The organism is Salmonella sp. 2020_1395 (genome assembly GCF_043848115.1).
Classification (GTDB): domain Bacteria; phylum Pseudomonadota; class Gammaproteobacteria; order Enterobacterales; family Enterobacteriaceae; genus Salmonella; species Salmonella enterica.
On record NZ_JBCMFH010000007.1, the window covers coordinates 48,362 to 67,131 of the forward strand.

At 53.2% G+C, this 18,770-nt stretch carries 17 protein-coding genes; 8 read left to right on the forward strand and 9 right to left on the reverse strand.

The features are described from left to right. Window positions 1-17: 17 nt before the first annotated feature. The 3 genes from cadB to hmpA all read right to left on the reverse strand — a co-directional run bounded on the left by cadB (window position 18) and on the right by hmpA (window position 4,623). The gene (gene cadB, locus ACH0WD_RS12905) at window positions 18-1,349 is read right to left on the reverse strand and encodes a cadaverine/lysine antiporter (protein ID WP_000100008.1); all 1,332 of its coding nucleotides are present in this window, start codon (window positions 1,347-1,349) and stop codon (window positions 18-20) included. Window positions 1,350-1,709: 360 nt separating this feature from the next. Further along, window positions 1,710-3,251: a lysine decarboxylation/transport transcriptional activator CadC gene (cadC, locus tag ACH0WD_RS12910; RefSeq protein ID WP_001747772.1), complete on the reverse strand. Its 1,542-nt coding sequence runs from the start codon at window positions 3,249-3,251 to the stop codon at window positions 1,710-1,712. Between the two features lie 181 nt (window positions 3,252-3,432). Further along, window positions 3,433-4,623 (reverse strand): NO-inducible flavohemoprotein, encoded by a 1,191-nt coding sequence (hmpA, locus tag ACH0WD_RS12915; RefSeq protein ID WP_000883139.1) that lies wholly within the window; start codon window positions 4,621-4,623, stop codon window positions 3,433-3,435. Between the two features lie 324 nt (window positions 4,624-4,947). Here hmpA and glyA point away from each other — a divergent pair, with 324 nt between their 5' ends. Next, the gene (gene glyA / locus ACH0WD_RS12920) at window positions 4,948-6,201 is read left to right on the forward strand and encodes a serine hydroxymethyltransferase (RefSeq protein ID WP_000919178.1); all 1,254 of its coding nucleotides are present in this window, start codon (window positions 4,948-4,950) and stop codon (window positions 6,199-6,201) included. Window positions 6,202-6,396: 195 nt separating this feature from the next. Beyond that, window positions 6,397-7,536, forward strand: coding sequence for a 3-phenylpropionate MFS transporter (locus tag ACH0WD_RS12925; RefSeq protein ID WP_001173729.1), 1,140 nt, complete (start codon window positions 6,397-6,399; stop codon window positions 7,534-7,536). Here the strand turns inward: ACH0WD_RS12925 and csiE are convergent. Then, the gene (csiE, locus tag ACH0WD_RS12930) at window positions 7,531-8,808 is read right to left on the reverse strand and encodes a stationary phase inducible protein CsiE (RefSeq protein ID WP_000982963.1); all 1,278 of its coding nucleotides are present in this window, start codon (window positions 8,806-8,808) and stop codon (window positions 7,531-7,533) included. The two genes, ACH0WD_RS12925 and csiE, sit on opposite strands and share 6 nt — an antisense overlap. A gap of 125 nt (window positions 8,809-8,933) precedes the next feature. On the opposite strand from csiE, the gene ACH0WD_RS12935 reads away from it, so the two are divergent. Both ACH0WD_RS12935 and ACH0WD_RS12940 read left to right on the forward strand, forming a co-directional pair. Beyond that, window positions 8,934-9,572, forward strand: a complete 639-nt coding sequence (locus tag ACH0WD_RS12935) for a DUF1007 family protein (protein WP_000805728.1) — start codon at window positions 8,934-8,936, stop codon at window positions 9,570-9,572. Continuing rightward, complete coding sequence (locus ACH0WD_RS12940; protein ID WP_000111010.1) at window positions 9,563-10,549, forward strand: nickel/cobalt transporter; 987 nt, start codon at window positions 9,563-9,565, stop codon at window positions 10,547-10,549. Before ACH0WD_RS12935 ends, ACH0WD_RS12940 begins: the two co-directional genes overlap by 10 nt. On the opposite strand, the gene asrC is transcribed toward ACH0WD_RS12940, so the two are convergent. From asrC to suhB, 5 genes are all read right to left on the reverse strand, one after another. Then, window positions 10,550-11,563: a sulfite reductase subunit C gene (gene asrC / locus ACH0WD_RS12945; protein WP_000020685.1), complete on the reverse strand. Its 1,014-nt coding sequence runs from the start codon at window positions 11,561-11,563 to the stop codon at window positions 10,550-10,552. Between the two features lie 10 nt (window positions 11,564-11,573). Continuing rightward, the gene (asrB, locus tag ACH0WD_RS12950) at window positions 11,574-12,392 is read right to left on the reverse strand and encodes an anaerobic sulfite reductase subunit AsrB (RefSeq protein ID WP_000017587.1); all 819 of its coding nucleotides are present in this window, start codon (window positions 12,390-12,392) and stop codon (window positions 11,574-11,576) included. Window positions 12,393-12,395: 3 nt separating this feature from the next. Continuing rightward, window positions 12,396-13,439, reverse strand: coding sequence for an anaerobic sulfite reductase subunit AsrA (gene asrA / locus ACH0WD_RS12955; RefSeq protein WP_000985209.1), 1,044 nt, complete (start codon window positions 13,437-13,439; stop codon window positions 12,396-12,398). A gap of 181 nt (window positions 13,440-13,620) precedes the next feature. Beyond that, on the reverse strand, window positions 13,621-14,499 hold the full coding sequence (locus ACH0WD_RS12960; RefSeq protein ID WP_000174939.1) for an alpha/beta hydrolase: 879 nt from the start codon (window positions 14,497-14,499) through the stop codon (window positions 13,621-13,623). A gap of 144 nt (window positions 14,500-14,643) precedes the next feature. Then, a complete protein-coding gene (gene suhB / locus ACH0WD_RS12965) occupies window positions 14,644-15,447 on the reverse strand; it encodes an inositol-1-monophosphatase (protein WP_000553467.1) in 804 nt (267 codons plus the stop codon). Between the two features lie 118 nt (window positions 15,448-15,565). Between suhB and trmJ the strand changes: the two genes are divergently transcribed. The 4 genes from trmJ (at window position 15,566) to iscU (ending at window position 18,760) form a co-directional block, all read left to right on the forward strand. After that, the gene (gene trmJ / locus ACH0WD_RS12970; protein ID WP_000940032.1) at window positions 15,566-16,297 is read left to right on the forward strand and encodes a tRNA (cytosine(32)/uridine(32)-2'-O)-methyltransferase TrmJ; all 732 of its coding nucleotides are present in this window, start codon (window positions 15,566-15,568) and stop codon (window positions 16,295-16,297) included. A 159-nt stretch (window positions 16,298-16,456) separates the two neighbouring features. Further along, complete coding sequence (iscR, locus tag ACH0WD_RS12975; RefSeq protein WP_001241348.1) at window positions 16,457-16,951, forward strand: Fe-S cluster assembly transcriptional regulator IscR; 495 nt, start codon at window positions 16,457-16,459, stop codon at window positions 16,949-16,951. A gap of 180 nt (window positions 16,952-17,131) precedes the next feature. Beyond that, on the forward strand, window positions 17,132-18,346 hold the full coding sequence (gene iscS, locus ACH0WD_RS12980; RefSeq protein WP_000775263.1) for a cysteine desulfurase: 1,215 nt from the start codon (window positions 17,132-17,134) through the stop codon (window positions 18,344-18,346). Window positions 18,347-18,373: 27 nt separating this feature from the next. Further along, entirely contained in the window at window positions 18,374-18,760 is a 387-nt protein-coding gene (iscU, locus tag ACH0WD_RS12985; RefSeq protein ID WP_000331704.1) for a Fe-S cluster assembly scaffold IscU, read from the forward strand. The last annotated feature ends 10 nt before the right edge of the window (window positions 18,761-18,770 follow it).

The window sequence follows — 18,770 nt, forward strand, 5'->3', positions numbered from 1 at the left end:
GAAAAAGGAGTTAGCGGTTAAAGCGCTTCAGCCGTATTGTTGTCGCTGTCGTTGTTCTGGCGCTGGTGCATTTTGCGACCGTAGAACATCAGGATGATCAGACTGACGATAAAGGTGCCGGAGAGTTCGAAGGAGCTGGCGCCCATCAGTGCGATGAAGCAAAATGCGCAGCCCAGTACAGAACAAATCAGGCTTACCGAGTTACGGATGTTGAACCCTTCGAAGCGAATCAGGTCAACACAGGAGTAGAAGTACGGCAGCATGGTAAGCAGTACGGCAATCCCGGTCAGTTCGCCGAACAGGTCGGACGCTTTACCGCCGCTGGAGTTCATGATGGTGATCAGAATCATCAGCGCCGTCATTTTCACCGCAGCCAACAGCAGACCTTTTTTCGGAATACCGTTTTTATCCATTTCACCGTAAATTTTCGGGAAGTTGCCGTCGTTGGCGGCGCGAACCCCAGCCTGGCCGACCAGCATCATCCAGGAGCCCAGAGACGTCAGGCAGGCGAAAGCGGTAAAGGCGGAAACCAGCGGCGCAGCCCAGCCACCCAGAATCGTGGAGGTACTGATAGCGAACGGCGCGCCGGAAGAGGCCATAACGGAAGCAGGGAACATCCCGGCGATAACCTGAGTCGCGGCGATATAGATGATGCCTGCCAGCGCGGTACCCAGCATGGTTGCCAGCGGTACGGTGCGTTTCGGGTTTTTCACCATGCCGGTGCTGACGGCGGCAGACTCAACGCCAACGAACGCCCACAGGCAGAGCAGAATACTTTTAACAATGGCGTGAGAGTCGGTCGTCGTGGACGTGTTCCAGTTCGCGTGATAGGTCGCGATATCGAACCAATGCCAGCCGGCGACTGCAGTCAAGACTACCGGGATCAGCACCAGAAATAGGCCAATCGTTGTCAAGCGGCTGACCCAGGCCCCGCCCAGCATATTAATAAAGGTGAACAGCCAGACGATAGCAATACAGGCAATACCTGCCGGTATTGGATTATTTAATGCCGGGAAGAACGTAGAAAGATAAGAAACAGCGGTAATGCCGATGGCTAAGTTACCAATCCAGTTTGCGTGATAATAAAGAACGCCGGTCTGGAAACCAAACGCCGGAGATATTTCCCCAGCATAAGCGATAGGGCCACCCTGTTGAGGGTTTTTGGTTGCCAGCCTCGCATAAACATAAGCCAGCGACATTGCCCCAATAATAGAAATTACCCAGCCCCAGATGGCAATGCCACCAATACTGGCAAGGTTGGCGGGTAATAATGCAATCCCGCTCCCCATCATATTACCGGCAACGACGCCAGTACAGGCAAATAGCCCGATCTTTTTGACAGAACTCATGTTCATTTCTCCTGAGCTGTATTTTTAAGAACCGGGCTTATGCTTCATATATGCTGCGTGCCCGTTCAACTGTCGACAAGATTAACGAATGGGTTGAGATAAGTCCTAAAGAAAAAGTGAAATAAACACAAACATGAAAAAACTGATAGATTGATTTTTTTGAATTAACATATAAATATCATGGAAAATATCATGAAAGGATAAACATCGTTTAATTACAAAGAGTTATATTTGCATTTCTTTGCGATGAATATGTTGCCAAAATTAACATAAGCTATTTTTGGCAACATGTTTTTCACAAAATAAAAGCGAAAAATTTAATATCTTTTCGCTTTTATTTGTCATAGTTCAGCGTTAAATTTAATCTTCTGCCAGAAAACTATTCAGATAAGGGACAATTTTCTGAACGGATGTCTGAAATACGCCATTTTCGATCCAGTACAGCGTGTTTTCACCTGGACGTAAATTAAAGGCGGTCAGATAGGCATCAGCGGCCAGACGATTCTCACCTTTCATTTCGTAAACTTTCCCCAACAGGACATAGTTAAACCACGACATTTCAAGCTCGATGCTTTTATTGATTTCCTCATACGCTGCATCGATATCACCTTTGCCCAAAAGATCAACGGTCTTGATTTTATAATAAACAGACGTTTTCTCAACGCCCGGAATTTGATCTATTTTTTTAAACTCTTCGTTCAGCGCAGCCACTTGTTCTTTATCAAACGGCTGTTGTGATTGCCGTAATACATCTACCAGCACTTTATATTCATAGGCATAGTTGAAATCAGGCGTTTCCTTAATAATGCCATTCAGAATATCGCTGGCTTTACTTAGCGCCTGCGCATCGCCGCTCAGAATAAGCTGGCGCGCCTCATAAAAACGCATCAGCGCGGTATTTTGCGGCGTTCTGAACAGGGCCAGTTGTTCTCGCATACGATTAGGCCAGGGCTGTGTTAAAACGAAAGACAGGCTATTAAACAGATCATCCTGGATGGACAACTGGTTAGTATTGGTGACGAAATAACGCTTATCCAGCATGGTTGAACCATCGGCGTTATCAATGAGCACCACAGACATAAAGCACTGCTGCGCCCGATAGTGGCGCTGATTGACAAACTGAATGGTTAACGTCTTACCGGAGCTGCTTGGCTCATTGACCCGGTAATTGGTTTTATCGTGCACCATAAAGGTCGAGTAGGTGTTCAGCAGGTCGGTGATTAAGCCGCCCAGACCGATGGCGTAGGACTCCTGCGAGACCCAGTTATTACAGGAATTGCCGCCTTCAAAACGAACATCTATATCTCGTGGGTTAAGTAATAACCGCGTTTTTGTTACCGCGGCATTATGATCTACCACCGACATCACGATAAACACCACCAGCGTCGCCAGCGAGAGCAGGAACATCACCCACGTCCAGAAAGCGGCGATACGCGGCTTTTTCGCCTTTTTAGTCGGCGTTTGCAAAGAGGCGGGCGGCACAGGCGCAGCGGCAGGAACCCCCTCTGTCGGTTCTGCATTCGTCGCTGCGATCGGCGGCGGCGACGTTGATGGATTATCGATCTCATCGCTATTTTCTTCGCACCAGATAACCGGCGCCGTCAGCTTATAGCCGCGTTTAGGTACGGTAACGATGTATTCAGCATTGCTGTCTCCGCCATCTCTTAATGATTTGCGTAGTTCAGAAATGCTTTGGGTGACAACATGGTTGGTCACGATGGTGCGCATCCAGACATGATCAATAATGTTATCCCGGCTTAACACTTCATCCGGATGATGCGCAAAATACATCAGAAGATCGATCAGCCGTGGTTCAAGAGTAATCTGGCGTCCCTGACGACTGATCTGATTAACAGAAGGTGTAACCAGCCACTCTCCAATGCGTACAACAGGTTGCTGCATAAAAAGATGCCCTAACGAGCTAAGTCAAACGTTAATAATAACACGATTTGCACAGACTTTTTTTATTCCCCTTTTTTGTAAAAGAAAGGCATAAAAAGCAGCGCAATAAGCAGGGGAACGGGGAGGAAAACGGGCGTTCGCCTTAACGATAACGCCCGTTTTTTCAGAGGATTTCTTGCAATTACAGCACTTTATGCGGGCCGAAGCATTCGTAATGAATGTTTTCGTTATTCACGCCAAGTGAAACCAGTTGTTTTGCGGCAAACTGCATAAAGCCTACCGGGCCGCAAAGATAGAACTGCATTGCCGGATCGCTGATCGCGGCTTCCAGTTTGCTTAAATCCATCAGCCCTTCGCTGTCAAAGACGCGTTGGGTGCGATCGGCCTCGGTTGGCTCGCGGTACCAGGTATGGGCAGTGAAACGCGGCAGTGTACGGCCCAGCTCGCTCACTTCGTCGGCAAACGCATGGACGTCGCCGTTCTCCGCCGCGTGGAACCAGTTCACCTGCGCGGTATGCTGTTCTTTCGCCAGCGTATCGAGCATCGCCAACATCGGCGTCTGGCCGACGCCAGCGGAAATCAGCGAAACGGGGGTATCAGCGGCGACATTCATAAAGAAGTCACCTGCCGGCGCAGCCAGATGCACCACATCGCCTACGCTGGCGTGATGGTGTAACCAGTTTGATACCTGGCCGCCGTCTTCACGCTTCACGGCAATACGGTACCCTTTGCCATCGGGTTTACGGGTCAGTGAATATTGGCGGATCTCCTGATGCGCAAAACCTTCCGGCTTCAGCCAGACGCCCAGATACTGCCCGGGACGGTATTCCGCCACCGTACCGCCGTCGACCGGTTCAAACTCAAAGCTGGTGATCAGTGCGCTACGCGGGGTTTTCGCAACGATGCGGAAGGGGCGCGTGCCTTCCCAGCCGCCGTCTTTGCTGGCGTTCTCGTGATAAATCTCGGCTTCCCGATGAATAAAGACGTTAGCCAGTACGCCATAGGCTTTGTCCCACGCGTCCAGCACTTCCTGGCCCGGGTTGAACATTTCGTCCAGCGTCGCCAGCAGATGTGTCCCGACGATGTTGTACTGCTCCGGCTTAATCTGGAAGCTGGTGTGCTTCTGCGCGATTTTTTCTACCGCCGGCAGCAACGCCGGTAAATTTTCGATATTGCTGGCGTAGGCCGCGATAGCATTAAACAGGGCTTCACGCTGATCGCCGTTACGCTGGTTGCTCATATTGAAGATTTCTTTGAGCTCCGGGTTATGCGTAAACATACGGTCGTAGAAGTGGGCGGTCAGTTTCGGTCCTGTTTCAACCAGCAGGGGAATGGTGGCCTTTACTGTAGCGATGGTTTGTGCGTCAAGCATACGTGCTTCCTTTATGTGAAAATCTAATGATGTATATCAAATGCATCTTATAAAAATACCCTTGCATTGTAAATGGATCTTCTCTGCTTTACGTTATGGATGTAACAACGTGAAAAATCTGCATCACAAAGCTGAAAAGAAATCCGTTGAAATTCGTCAGACTCTCGTTCAGGAAACCCTTATCTGACGCACAGGTAATCGTTTGCGTAAAAACCTTTGTCAAGACCTGTTATCGAAGAATGATTCGGTTATACTGTTGGCCGAAGTCCCACGGACTGCCTTTTCAGGCACAAATTTTATTGTTAGCTGAGTCAGGAGATGCGGATGTTAAAGCGTGAAATGAACATTGCCGATTATGATGCCGAGTTGTGGCAGGCTATGGAGCAGGAAAAAGTACGTCAGGAAGAGCACATCGAACTGATCGCCTCCGAAAACTACACCAGCCCGCGCGTGATGCAGGCGCAGGGGTCTCAGCTGACCAACAAATACGCTGAAGGATATCCGGGCAAGCGCTACTACGGCGGTTGCGAATACGTTGATGTCGTAGAGCAGCTGGCTATCGACCGCGCGAAAGAACTGTTCGGCGCCGACTACGCTAACGTGCAGCCGCACTCCGGTTCTCAGGCTAACTTCGCTGTTTACACCGCGCTGCTGCAACCGGGCGATACCGTTCTGGGTATGAACCTGGCGCAGGGCGGCCACCTGACTCACGGCTCCCCGGTTAACTTCTCCGGTAAACTGTACAACATCGTACCTTACGGTATCGATGAGTCCGGTAAAATTGACTATGACGAGATGGCGAAGCTGGCCAAAGAGCACAAGCCGAAGATGATTATCGGCGGCTTCTCTGCCTACTCCGGCGTGGTTGACTGGGCAAAAATGCGTGAAATCGCTGACAGCATCGGCGCATACCTGTTTGTCGACATGGCGCACGTGGCGGGCCTGATTGCCGCAGGCGTTTACCCGAACCCGGTTCCGCACGCTCACGTTGTCACCACCACCACCCACAAAACCCTGGCGGGTCCGCGCGGCGGCCTGATCCTGGCGAAGGGCGGCGACGAAGAGCTGTACAAAAAACTGAACTCCGCCGTGTTCCCAAGCGCGCAGGGCGGCCCGCTGATGCACGTGATCGCTGGTAAAGCGGTAGCGCTGAAAGAAGCGATGGAGCCGGAGTTCAAAGTTTACCAGCAGCAGGTGGCGAAAAACGCCAAAGCGATGGTGGAAGTGTTCCTGAACCGCGGCTACAAAGTGGTGTCTGGCGGCACTGAGAACCACCTGTTCCTGCTGGACCTGGTGGATAAAAACCTGACCGGTAAAGAAGCTGACGCCGCGCTGGGCCGTGCTAACATCACGGTGAACAAAAACAGCGTGCCGAACGATCCGAAGAGCCCGTTCGTGACTTCCGGTATCCGTATCGGTTCTCCGGCGGTCACTCGTCGCGGCTTCAAAGAAGCGGAAGTGAAAGAGCTGGCTGGCTGGATGTGTGACGTGCTGGACAACATCAATGATGAAGCCACCATTGAACGCGTGAAAGCGAAAGTACTGGATATCTGCGCCCGCTTCCCGGTTTACGCGTAAGCGCTTATGTTGTGAAAATGGCCCGATGGCGCTGCGTCTGTCGGGCATTACTTATGCGCCATAACGTGACGCCGCCGGAAGTCATTATCCGGCGGCGTTGTCGTTTGAACTTCTCCCTCCGCTTGTTAACCTTATGTTACCCTTGCCAGCGCAACCGTTTACCGCCAGACTATCGCCTCCAAACGGGAGGGAATCATGGCATTGCATTCCACGCGCTGGCTGGCGCTCAGTTATTTCACCTACTTCTTTAGTTACGGTATTTTTCTGCCCTTCTGGAGCGTCTGGCTCAAAGGTCTTGGGCTAACGCCGGAAACCATCGGTCTTCTTCTGGGCGTGGGTCTGGTCGCGCGTTTTCTCGGTAGTCTGCTCATTGCGCCTCGCGTAAGCGATCCTTCGCGGTTGATCTCCGCGCTGCGCGTACTGGCATTGCTGACGCTGGTATTTGCGCTGGCATTTTGGGCAGGAACGCATGTCGCGTGGCTAATGGTGGTGATGGTTGGGTTTAACCTCTTCTTTTCACCACTGGTGCCGCTGACCGATGCGCTGGCCAATACCTGGCAAAAGCAAATTACCCTGGACTATGGTCGGGTGCGGCTGTGGGGGTCCATCGCCTTCGTGATAGGGTCGGCGCTGACCGGTAAGCTGGTGAGTTTATACGATTACCAGGCGATTCTGGCGCTACTGACGCTCGGCGTCGCCTCGATGTTGCTGGGTATGTTGTTACGTCCCAGCGTGCCGCCGCAAGGGGAAAGCCGTCAGCAGGAGAGCGCAGGCTGGCCCGCCTGGCGTACGCTGGTGGCACAAAGTTGGCGTTTTCTCGCCTGCGTCTGTTTGCTGCAAGGGGCGCACGCCGCCTACTACGGTTTTAGCGCCATCTACTGGCAGGGGGCTGGCTATTCAGCATCGGCGGTCGGCTATTTATGGTCGTTGGGCGTGGTGGCGGAAGTGATCATTTTCGCCCTGAGTAAAAAGCTATTTCGCCGGTTTAGCGCCCGCGACTTGCTGTTGCTTTCCGCTGTGTGCGGCGTGGTACGCTGGGGACTGATGGGCTGGAGTACGGCGTTGCCGTGGCTGATTGTGATACAAATCCTGCACTGTGGCACGTTTACCGTTTGCCATCTGGCCGCCATGCGCTATATCGCTGCGCGTCAGGGAAGCGAGGTGATTCGTTTGCAGGCCGTCTATTCCGCTGTGGCGATGGGCGGCAGTATCGCGATTATGACGGTATTTGCCGGTTTTCTGTATCAACATCTGGGCGGCGGCGTATTCTGGATTATGGCGCTGGTGGCATTGCCCGCTATCTTCCTTCGGCCCAAAGTGGTTGCCGCGTCATGATTCCAGGATCTTGCGGATCTGCTGCTGCTGGTGCTCTGTGAGGGTGCGATCCGCATGAATTAATGGCGGTGAGAAGAGCGGTAGCGGCGTGGCGTAAGGGGTAACAATCAGCGCTACGCCGCGCGGGCATCCCTCTTTTTGAAACGCCTGGAGCGATATCCGTCTGATATTCAGCGGCAATAAGGTCAGTTCACGCAGTTGCTGCTCAATATGCGTCTCCAGCGCATCATTTTTATCCGCTAACAATACGATCTGTCTCTCATGCAAATCGTTATCCTGCATTAGCCAGGCGCCGAAAATCACTGCCACCAGCCCCGTCTCTTCCTCGGAAAAGTGGATACCATATTCGGCTTCAAACCCGGCGAGCGCCTCACGTGTGGTGCGAACCAGACGCGGATAAAGACGGTTGAACTCTTCCGGAAGCGTATTATCGATGCCAATCGTGAATAAACTTCGGTTCAGCGCCTGGGCGAGATGGACATACAGCTGATCGTTAAGCCCTTGTTCGTCGCTGAAGCGTACGTTCCCTTTTTCTCGAAAGCGCAGCACCAGCCGCGCCACCTCCAGTCGCAGTTGCTGCGCCCGTTGATGCGTGTCGCGAATCGGGTCGGGGAGGCGAATCATTGAAAACAGTAACGCCATAAACAGCGCTTCATTGAGCGGTGCGGCCTGCATCACGTGGCGCTGCCAGTGACGACCAATTTCCTGGGCGAGTGGATATTCCGCGCACGACTGCGCCCAAATCTGCTGCACAGGGTTGAATTCCGGGGTGATGCCCGCATGGTGTTGTAGCAGACAATACTGTAAAAAGAGACGCAGGAACTGCACGTCGCGATGTTCAAATGGTTTTTGCAACCGGCGGGCGCACAGATTGATGAGCGCGTGCAGATTAATATCGTCATACAGCGGACGCGCGATACCGCGCTGCTTTAGCGCGTTTTTTAAGGCCGGGGTAAACTGTTGCGTGACGAAGGTCGGGCATAAGCGCAGGCCGCGCCTGAGCCAGTGTAAAAGGCAAAGGCGCTGATCGAGTGCTGTACCTTCGATCCGATAGCAACCGTTCTGGCATGTTGTGATGGCAAGGCGATGATAGCGCTGGATCTCCAGGCTTGTCTCAGTGATATCCTCACGGGCAGTATCATCATCAACGCCATTAAGCGCGCTGAAGATTTCCACCGTGGCAATTGGCTCCGGCTGGAAAAGCGTCAGCAATACCTGACAGCGGCGCTGGGGAGCGGAAAGTACAGATGGTGGGGCAATTGTCGGCATCATCTGTCAGGTCTCCCGTTAGTTTGTCTGGTAAGGATAGCTAAAGTTTGCGTGTGAAAAATGTGATAAGCGTGCTTTTAGGCCAGGAATGCTGAGGAACGTCACAGAATTTTTATCGCGAGGAACAGATGAAGCCAGTGAAACGCAGCGCCTTAACACTATTTCTTGCCGTTTTATCTTTCGTGGCGGCGGCGCATCCGCACAGCTTCATCCGTCTGCAAACGCAGGTGGTCAGTGAAAATGAGCAATTTGTGGCGTTAAAAATGCGCTGGACAATGGACGCGCTGACGTCCGCAGATCTGCTGTATGACGCCGGAAACGCGGCACCGGGGTCAGAAATATGGAAAAAGTTGGCGGCGGAAGTGATGGCTAACGTACTTGGGCAGCACTACTTTACAGAAGTGTGGCGCAATGGCGCGAAAGTGAAGTTTAAAAACAGGCCGACAGAATACGGTATGACGCGTGACGCGCATCAGGCGGTATTGACCTTTACGCTGCCGCTGGCTGAACCGCAGCCGTTAAGCGGACAGACTTATACCTTTTCAACGTTTGATCCCTCTTATTATGTCGATATGCATTATGACCAGGACAGCGATATCACGATGCCGGAACCGCTGCGCGAAAAGTGTCGGATTCAGGTTTATACTCCTGCGCCCGGCGAAGAGACGCTACGTTTCGCCCAGTCGCTGGATAAGGAGGACGCGCCGCCGGAGGATATGGATTTAGGTAAACAGTTTGCCCAAACGGTGACCTTGCAATGTCAGTAATTTTTTCTCAACGCACTCCGGGGCGACGCTGGCTCTCGCTGTGGCCATTGGCGTTATTCCTGCTGCTGATGCTGGTTGGCGGTCTGTGGATATGGCAGGCCTGGCCGCAGGTGATGTTGAAAAGCGCTCTTTGGCAGCGGGACGTAAATCAGCAGTTGAGCGCGCTGCTTAATGCGGTGGCGACGCATCCTGAGCGGGCGGGCGGATCGTTGCTTCTGCTGAGTTTTATGTATGGCGTGCTTCATGCGCTGGGGCCGGGACACGGCAAAGTGGTGATCGCGACATGGTTGGCGACGCATCCTTCGAAGCTGAAATCAAGTATCGTGTTAACCCTCGCCGCCGCGTTATTACAGGGGTTCGTGGCTATCGGGTTGGTGGTGGGCGTGCTGACCGTATTGCAACTTCCGGCCAGGCAGCTCCATCTGAGCGGCTTCTGGCTGGAAAAGGGGTGCTATGCGTTAGTTGGCGGGCTGGGCATTTTGCTGTGCTGGCGGGCCATAAAAAGGTTACGCGCGCTGCTACGTAAACCTGTCTTTATCGCTTTTACGCCGCGCCATGTTCACCATGAAAAATGCGGCTGCGGACATCAGCATCTACCGACGCAGGAACAATTGCATAGCGGCGATGACTGGCGCGCGCGATTCATGATCGTACTGTCTATGGGGATGCGGCCCTGTTCCGGCGCGATAATGGTGCTGTTATTCAGTAAAGTGATTGGCGTTTTTAGCTGGGGAATGGCGTCGGTACTGGCGATGGCGGCGGGAACCTCGCTAACGATTACCTCGCTGGCGTTGCTGGTACACACTTTTCGTGCTCTGGCGGTGAAGCTCAGTGGAAACAAAGCGCCGGCGTTATGGCGGCAGGTAGGCTGGTCAACGCTGGCGCTGGCCGGAGGGGTCATACTGCTTGTCGCGGCGCTGGTCATGTGGTTTAGCGTGCCGCAGCCTGTGGGCGGGCTGCGGCCATGGCGTGGTTGATTAGTGTCCGGCGGGTTTGAGATGCATCCGCGCGACGGATTCGTCTTCGGCCCAGTAAATGCGTTCGGCGACCATCGCTTCCGGATTGAGCTGAACGCCGCGCAGTACCCGTTCTTTAAAACGCAGATAGCCGCCTTTGTCGATCAGATGGCCCATATGTAGATAGATCGGTTTTCCGCCGAGCATCTCTTTTTCAAATTCATACAGGTTAACGATCACCTGCTTTATCACATCTTCAGTCACCCAGTTGAGGAAGAGCTTGCCGACGCGCGGCGTCTTTTTACTGGTGCGTCCGCCCAGACGGACTTGCCAGAGCTGATCCGGCTTACGTTGCCAGGCCAGCGTCGGACAGGCCAGCACGCACTCGCCGCAGCCGATACAGGCGGACTCTTCTTTGACCGCTTTGCCGTTCTTCAGCGCCAGGCAGCCTACCGCGTGGTGACTACAGGCCTTCACGCAGGCGCCGCAACCGATACAGCGATCGGCAGTGAAGCGCATTTTCGCCACGCCAATAATTCCCAGATCGGCCATTGACGCCTTCGCGCAATCATTCGGGCAGCCAACAATGACCGTTTTGAGATGATAAGGGCTGGGATAGACCAGTTTTTCAAGACGACGGGACAGACCGGTCGTGTCAGTGTTGGCTTTCTGGCAAATGCGGTTCCCCTGACAGGCGACAATATTTCGCCCGCCAATAGCGAGATAGCCCGCTTTGGTATCCTCAACCTGGACGTCGCACAGTTCTATTTCAATCTCGCGAAGAAACGGCTCCAGCGCAGCGTTCACGTTGTCGATATCTTCGTAACGGATACCCGGCATCGCCAGCTTCTGGCGGGTAGTGAGGTGAATTTGTCCGTTGCCCCAGGTTTCGGCGATGTCACGCGCCACCGTTAGCAAATGCGCGGGCAAAATACCGCCGGGAATGCGGACGCTGATCATGGCTTCGCCGCGCACTTTTGACAGGCGATATTCGTTTTTCGCACGGGCTTTAATGATATCAATATCAATGCTCATGATGTTCTCCTTAATCGGCAAAACGTTGCGCGACGGCGTAGTTAAATATCGGACCGTCGGTGCAGACATACACTTCGCCCATACGGCAGTGGCCGCACTTCCCGACGGAGCAGGCCATCCGGCGTTCGTAGTCCACCCAGATTTGCTCCGGCTTGAGCCCTTTTTGCAGCAGCATTTTTACGGTAAAGGTAATCATTATTGGCGGCCCAACGACGATGGCCTGCATAGTGTCGATATCGCTAAGCGTCATGTCGGCAAGCCGATCGGTCACCCGGCCAATCTGGTAACGGTCATCAGCCTCGCCTTCATCCAGCGTGAGTACCAGATTATGTTTGCCGCGCCACGTCGCCATTTCTTCTTTGTACAGCACGCAATCGCGATTTTTATAGCCGAGAATCATATCCAGTTGACCAATTTCCTGGGGATTCTCAACGAAATAGCGCATTAAGCCTTTCACCGGCGCGACGCCCGTACCGCCTGCGACAACCAGTAAGGGCTTATGGCGCAGCGTATCGACCGGATAGCCATTGCCATAGCAGCCGCGTAGCCACACGTTGTCGCCTTCTTTCAGCGTAAAGAGGGCGCTGGTCACTTTTCCGACATTACGAATCAGCAGATCTATCCAGCCGTCGCCGTAGTCGGAAACGGAGATGGGCGCTTCGCCGACGCGCGGCAGCGACACCTCAACAAATTGCCCCCAGTGCGCGGGAAAATCGACGGCCACGCGGAAATTCCACTCCAGCGGCGTGTGGCGAGTAATACTGAGGATGCGGTACGCCGCAGGCAGCAAACTGTGCTGCGGTTTATCATGACAGGAACAATGTGACATGCGTTATGCCTCCTCTGCCAGCGCCTGCCGAACGGCAGCGGTCATTTTGTTGATAATCAAAGAAAATTTGATGTATTGCGGGCAGCGATCGTCGCAGCGGCCGCAGCCGACGCACATATGTTCAATGCCGTTGCGCGCTTTGTAGTCATTGACCTTATGCAGGGCGCGGTAGCGCAGACGCTCGCCGGGTTTTTCGCGAAAACCATGACCGCCGGCCATGTCGCTAAAGCCCGGCACCATGCAGCTTGCCCACTGGCGACGGCGTTCGCCGCGCTGCGGATTTTCATCATAGGCGACGTCAAAGACGCTATAGCAGGTACAGGTTGGGCACCCGGTAGTGCAGCGGCCACAACTGATGCAGCGGCTGTCGTAGGCGTCCCATAGCGGGTGGCGGGTGAGAATGTCGCGAATTTTTTGCGGATCGCGGCAAACGCTGTCCGGCGTGACGACGGTTTCCCGGTTTTCGCTGACGAAAGAGGGGGTATAGTCAGCCTCCTGCCCCAGCCCTTGTATCGCCGCCTCGATAAAGGGATCGCGGATGCTGACAAGCGCGCCCTCATCGCTAAAACGCATGGCGGCGCTATAACAGTCAGTTTTATTGGTACCCATTGAGACGCAGAAACAATTTTCGAAGCTTTCTTCACACTCAATAAGGACGAAACGAATATGCTCCCGTAGCAGTTGGTAACTGTAATCGGAATTATTCCCATTTGATAAATACATATAATCCAGCCGCGACATGGCGTTAATGTCGCAGGCGCGGGCAAAGATGATTATCGGGGAAGTGTCTGTCTCGGCAATTTGGATGGTGTCTTTATCGAAATAAAAGAGCGTTTCGGTGATAGGGGCAATTATGGTATTCGGCGACATGTGCGATTTCTCGTGCCAGATGAGATCGCGCCAGCCGCTAATCCGTTGATAAATAATGTTGTCAGTGTCGGAAAAACGTCCGCCGCGAAACTCTGCGGACGGGGCAAACACGCGCCATTTTTTGTTTAATCGCTGGATAAGCAAACTAAACTCGTCAGGCGTAATTTTGATAGCCATCACATACTCCACAGTAATATTCAGGAAAAACAAATGAAAATAAATTGTTATAAAAATCAGTTGAATATTACTGTTACGCTAGCGCTAATCCACTGCCTTCGCTAACGGGAAAAAATGGTTTTTACTATCGGTATAATAAATATATTCTTAATCATAAAATATGCATATATACAGCGTCGCGCTATTTAGCGGATAGCGCGGTCTGAATAAATTTAATCATTGCATCACGGTAAAGGTTTGCATAACGTCCGGAAAAAGCATCAATGTGATCGCCGTCAGGAATGAAGATTTTTTGTTTGGGCTCCCGGGCGAGGGCATACAATTTCTCACTGTCCTGCCAGGGAATAACATGGTCTGCCGTGCCATGAAGAATCAATACCGGAATGGGGCTGACGCTGGCGATATTGCGATCCGCGCTATAGCGGTCATCAAGCAAATAGCCGCTGCCCGGGATCATCTGGTTGGCGATGGAGGAATAGGATAAAAACGTTGAGTCGAGGATAATCGCACGTATCCCCGCCTGGTCGGCGTAGCGCATATTTGCGCAGCCTACGCAGTGGCCTACGGCGGCCAGCACATTATTACCGCCCAGGCTCTGCCCCAGCAGTACCAGGCGCTCGGGGTTAACGTCGGCGCGATGCCGCACATAATCTATCGCGCTTTTCGTATCGTCCAGTAGCCCCTCTTGTGATGGGGTACCCTCCGATTCGCCAAAACCACGGTAATCAAACATAAACAGGTTTACGTTGCGTTCTGGCAGCCAACTGACTAACGGCCAGTGTGCCGACATATTTCCGGCGTTGCCATGGGCATGAATCACCGTCGCGACGGCGTTTTCCGGCCTGCCGAAAGCAGTGGGAATAAACCAGCCGTGCAGATGCGTGCCATCTTTGGCGGTAAAGGTAATGGATTCAGCTTCGGCAGGGGTTGGCCCATAGACTTTATTGTCCGGGTAATAAAAGGCATTGATCGCTACGCGGGGTAGCAGATAAATACAGACCACAATGATAAACAGAATAAAAAGGGATTTGACGATGCGTCGGGTATGTTGAAGGGTCATGTTCGCTTCCTTGCCGCTTTATGCCAATAGCGGAGCAGGGAGCGATCGTACAAAAACATGCAGGCAAGTAAAGCGATGAGGCTGTGTTTAGGAAAAACGCCTGAAAAGGCACGGCGGATGAGTGGCCCCATCCGCCGAAGAGACTTAGCGCTTCAGCGCATCGCTCAGTTCGTCGCGCATATTCGCCAGCATGGCTTTAACGACGCGCGGATTCCCCGCCACGATATTACCGGTCATCATGTAGTTATGACCGCCGGTGAAATCGCTGACGATACCGCCCGCTTCACGAACCAGCAGTTCGCCCGCGGCGAAATCCCACGGACGAAGGCCAATTTCAAAGAAACCATCGACACGACCTGCAGCCACATAGGCCAGATCCAGCGCGGCGGAACCGGTGCGGCGGAAATCGGCGCATTCGGTGAACAGCTTGCCGATAATATTAATGTAGGTGGTCGCGTATTGTTTGGCTTTGAACGGGAAGCCGGTAGCGAGGATAGTGCCGTCCAGATCGCGAGCGGTACTGCCGCGCAGACGGTAGCCGTTCAGCTGCGCGCCCTGACCGCGGGTGGCGGTGAACAGTTCGTTACGCATCGGATCGTACACGACAGCCACTTCAGTACGGCCTTTAATGCGTACAGCAATGGAAACAGCGAAGTGTGGCAGACGTTTGATGAAGTTGGTGGTGCCATCCAGCGGATCGATAACCCATTGAACATCCTGATCTGTGCCAACGTGCTCACCGCTTTCTTCGGTGATAATAGTGTGTTGCGGGTAAGATTTGCGAATGGTGTCGATAATCACCGCTTCAGCGGCCTTATCTACATTGGTCACAAAATCGTTACTGCCTTTTTGGCTCGCTTCTACAGCGTCCGGAGTTTCATAGTTTTTGGCAATTACATTACCCGCCTTGCGCGCTGCGCGCACGGCGATGGTCAGCATCGGATGCATCGGTCTCTCTCACTGGATGTTAAAGAACGGGAAAACGGCGCAGAGTATAGCAGCGAGATCGGAATCTGTCTTGGTTTTATGGTAAGATGTCAGAATAATCTTTAGCTGAAGAAAGACAATGCTGCAAAACATTCGAATTGTGCTGGTGGAAACCTCCCACACCGGCAATATGGGCTCCGTGGCTCGCGCTATGAAAACCATGGGCTTAACTAACCTGTGGCTGGTAAACCCGTTGGTGAAACCGGACTCCCAGGCCATCGCCCTGGCGGCAGGCGCCAGCGATGTGATCGGTAATGCGCAGATCGTCGATACGCTGGATGAAGCGTTGGCTGGCTGTAGCCTGGTGGTCGGCACCAGCGCCCGTTCCCGCACTTTGCCGTGGCCGATGCTTGATCCGCGCGAGTGCGGCTTAAAAAGCGTGGCGGAAGCGGCAAATACGCCGGTTGCGCTGGTTTTTGGTCGTGAGCGTGTCGGGCTGACTAACGATGAGTTGCAAAAATGCCATTATCACGTCGCGATTGCCGCTAACCCGGAGTACAGCTCGTTGAATCTGGCGATGGCGGTACAGGTCATCGCGTATGAAGTCCGCATGGCCTGGCTGGCGACGCAGGAAAACGGCGACGCGGCAGATCATGAAGAGACGCCGTATCCGCTGGTGGACGATCTTGAACGTTTCTACGGCCATCTGGAGCAGACGTTGCTCTCCACTGGCTTTATTCGCGAAAACCATCCGGGGCAGGTGATGAATAAATTGCGCCGTCTGTTTACCCGCGCCCGCCCGGAAAGCCAGGAGTTGAATATTCTGCGTGGGATTCTGGCGTCTATTGAGCAGCAGAATAAAGGCAAGTAACCGCATCAATATCGCACGGAACGCTAAATACCTGACTAATTTACTCAAGTAAATAGTTGACCAAATTACTCGGGAATGTCAGACTTGTCCCTGCTATGCAATACCCCCATTTTACAATAAAAAACCCCGGGCAGGGGCGAGTTTGAGGTTAAGTAAGACATGAGACTGACATCTAAAGGGCGTTATGCCGTGACCGCAATGTTAGACGTTGCGCTCAACTCCGAAGCGGGCCCGGTACCGTTGGCTGATATTTCTGAACGTCAGGGGATTTCCCTTTCTTATCTGGAACAGCTATTTTCCCGTTTACGTAAAAACGGTCTGGTTTCCAGCGTACGCGGGCCGGGCGGCGGTTATCTGCTGGGTAAAGATGCTGGCAGCATTGCGGTCGGCGAAGTGATCAGCGCGGTTGATGAATCCGTTGACGCGACCCGTTGCCAGGGCAAAGGCGGCTGCCAGGGCGGCGATAAATGCCTGACCCATGCGCTGTGGCGTGATTTAAGCGATCGTCTGACCGGTTTTCTCAACAATATTACCTTAGGCGAGCTGGTGAATAACCAGGAAGTTCTGGATGTGTCTGGTCGCCAGCACACGCATGACGCGCCGCGCGCCAGTAGTCGTGCGCAGGACGCTATCGACGTTAAATTACGCGCTTAATTAAAATATTACGCCATCTCTTCTGGCGGCCTCATGCGGTGAATGCCGCGGTCGTCTGAAAGATGAAGCGTAAAAAAGAATTCAGAATCAGGCCGGGACGCGGACGTCCCGTCAACACGGTCGTACATCCAGCCGGTTGCCTGATTCCTTGCATTGAGTGATGTACGGAGTTTAAGAGCAATGAAATTACCGATTTATCTCGACTACTCCGCAACCACGCCGGTGGACCCGCGTGTTGCCGAGAAAATGATGCAGTTTCTGACCCTGGACGGAACCTTTGGGAACCCGGCGTCTCGTTCACACCGTTTCGGCTGGCAGGCTGAAGAAGCCGTCGATATCGCCCGCAACCAGATTGCTGAACTGGTCGGCGCCGACCCGCGTGAAATCGTCTTTACCTCAGGGGCGACGGAGTCTGATAACCTGGCGATCAAAGGCGCTGCCAACTTTTATCAGAAAAAAGGCAAGCACATCATCACCAGCAAGACCGAGCACAAAGCGGTGCTGGACACCTGCCGTCAGCTTGAGCGCGAAGGGTTTGAAGTGACCTACCTGGCGCCCCAGCGCAACGGCATCATCGATCTCAACGAGCTCGAAGCAGCGATGCGTGACGACACCATTCTGGTTTCCATCATGCACGTGAACAACGAAATCGGCGTGGTGCAGGATATCGCGACCATCGGCGAAATGTGCCGCGCGCGCGGTATCATCTACCACGTTGACGCCACCCAGAGCGTGGGCAAACTGCCTATCGACCTGAGCCAACTGAAAGTGGATCTGATGTCCTTCTCCGGTCATAAAATTTATGGTCCGAAAGGCATTGGCGCGCTGTATGTGCGTCGTAAGCCGCGTATTCGCATTGAAGCGCAGATGCATGGCGGCGGGCACGAGCGCGGTATGCGCTCTGGTACTCTGCCTGTCCACCAGATTGTCGGCATGGGCGAAGCTTACCGTATCGCGAAAGAAGAGATGGAGACCGAAATGGCCCGTCTGCGCGGTCTGCGTAACCGTCTGTGGAACGGCATCAAAGATATTGAAGAAGTTTACCTGAACGGCGACCTTGAGCAGGGCGCGCCAAACATTCTCAACGTGAGCTTTAACTACGTTGAAGGCGAGTCGCTGATCATGGCGCTGAAAGACCTGGCGGTCTCTTCCGGTTCCGCCTGCACCTCCGCCAGTCTGGAACCGTCCTACGTGCTGCGCGCGTTGGGCATGAATGACGAGCTGGCGCATAGCTCTATCCGTTTCTCTTTAGGTCGTTTTACCACTGAAGAAGAGATCGACTACACCATTGATCTGGTTCGTAAATCCATTGGCCGTCTGCGTGACCTTTCTCCACTGTGGGAAATGTACAAGCAGGGTGTGGATCTGAACAGCATCGAATGGGCACATCATTAATCGGTATCGGAATCAGGAGAATTTATAATGGCTTACAGCGAAAAAGTAATCGATCACTATGAGAACCCGCGTAACGTAGGGTCGTTTGACAACAACGACGATAACGTGGGAAGCGGCATGGTTGGCGCTCCGGCCTGCGGCGACGTTATGAAGTTGCAGATTAAAGTTAACGATGAAGGTATCATTGAAGACGCGCGCTTCAAGACTTACGGCTGCGGTTCCGCTATCGCCTCCAGTTCTCTGGTAACGGAGTGGGTGAAAGGAAAATCCCTGGACGAAGCGCAGGCGATTAAAAACACCGACATTGCAGACGAACTGGAGCTGCCGCCGGTGAAAATTCACTGCTCTATTCTGGCGGAAGACGCGATTAAAGCCGCTATTGCGGATTACAAAAGCAAACGCGAAGCGAAATAAAATAGAACGT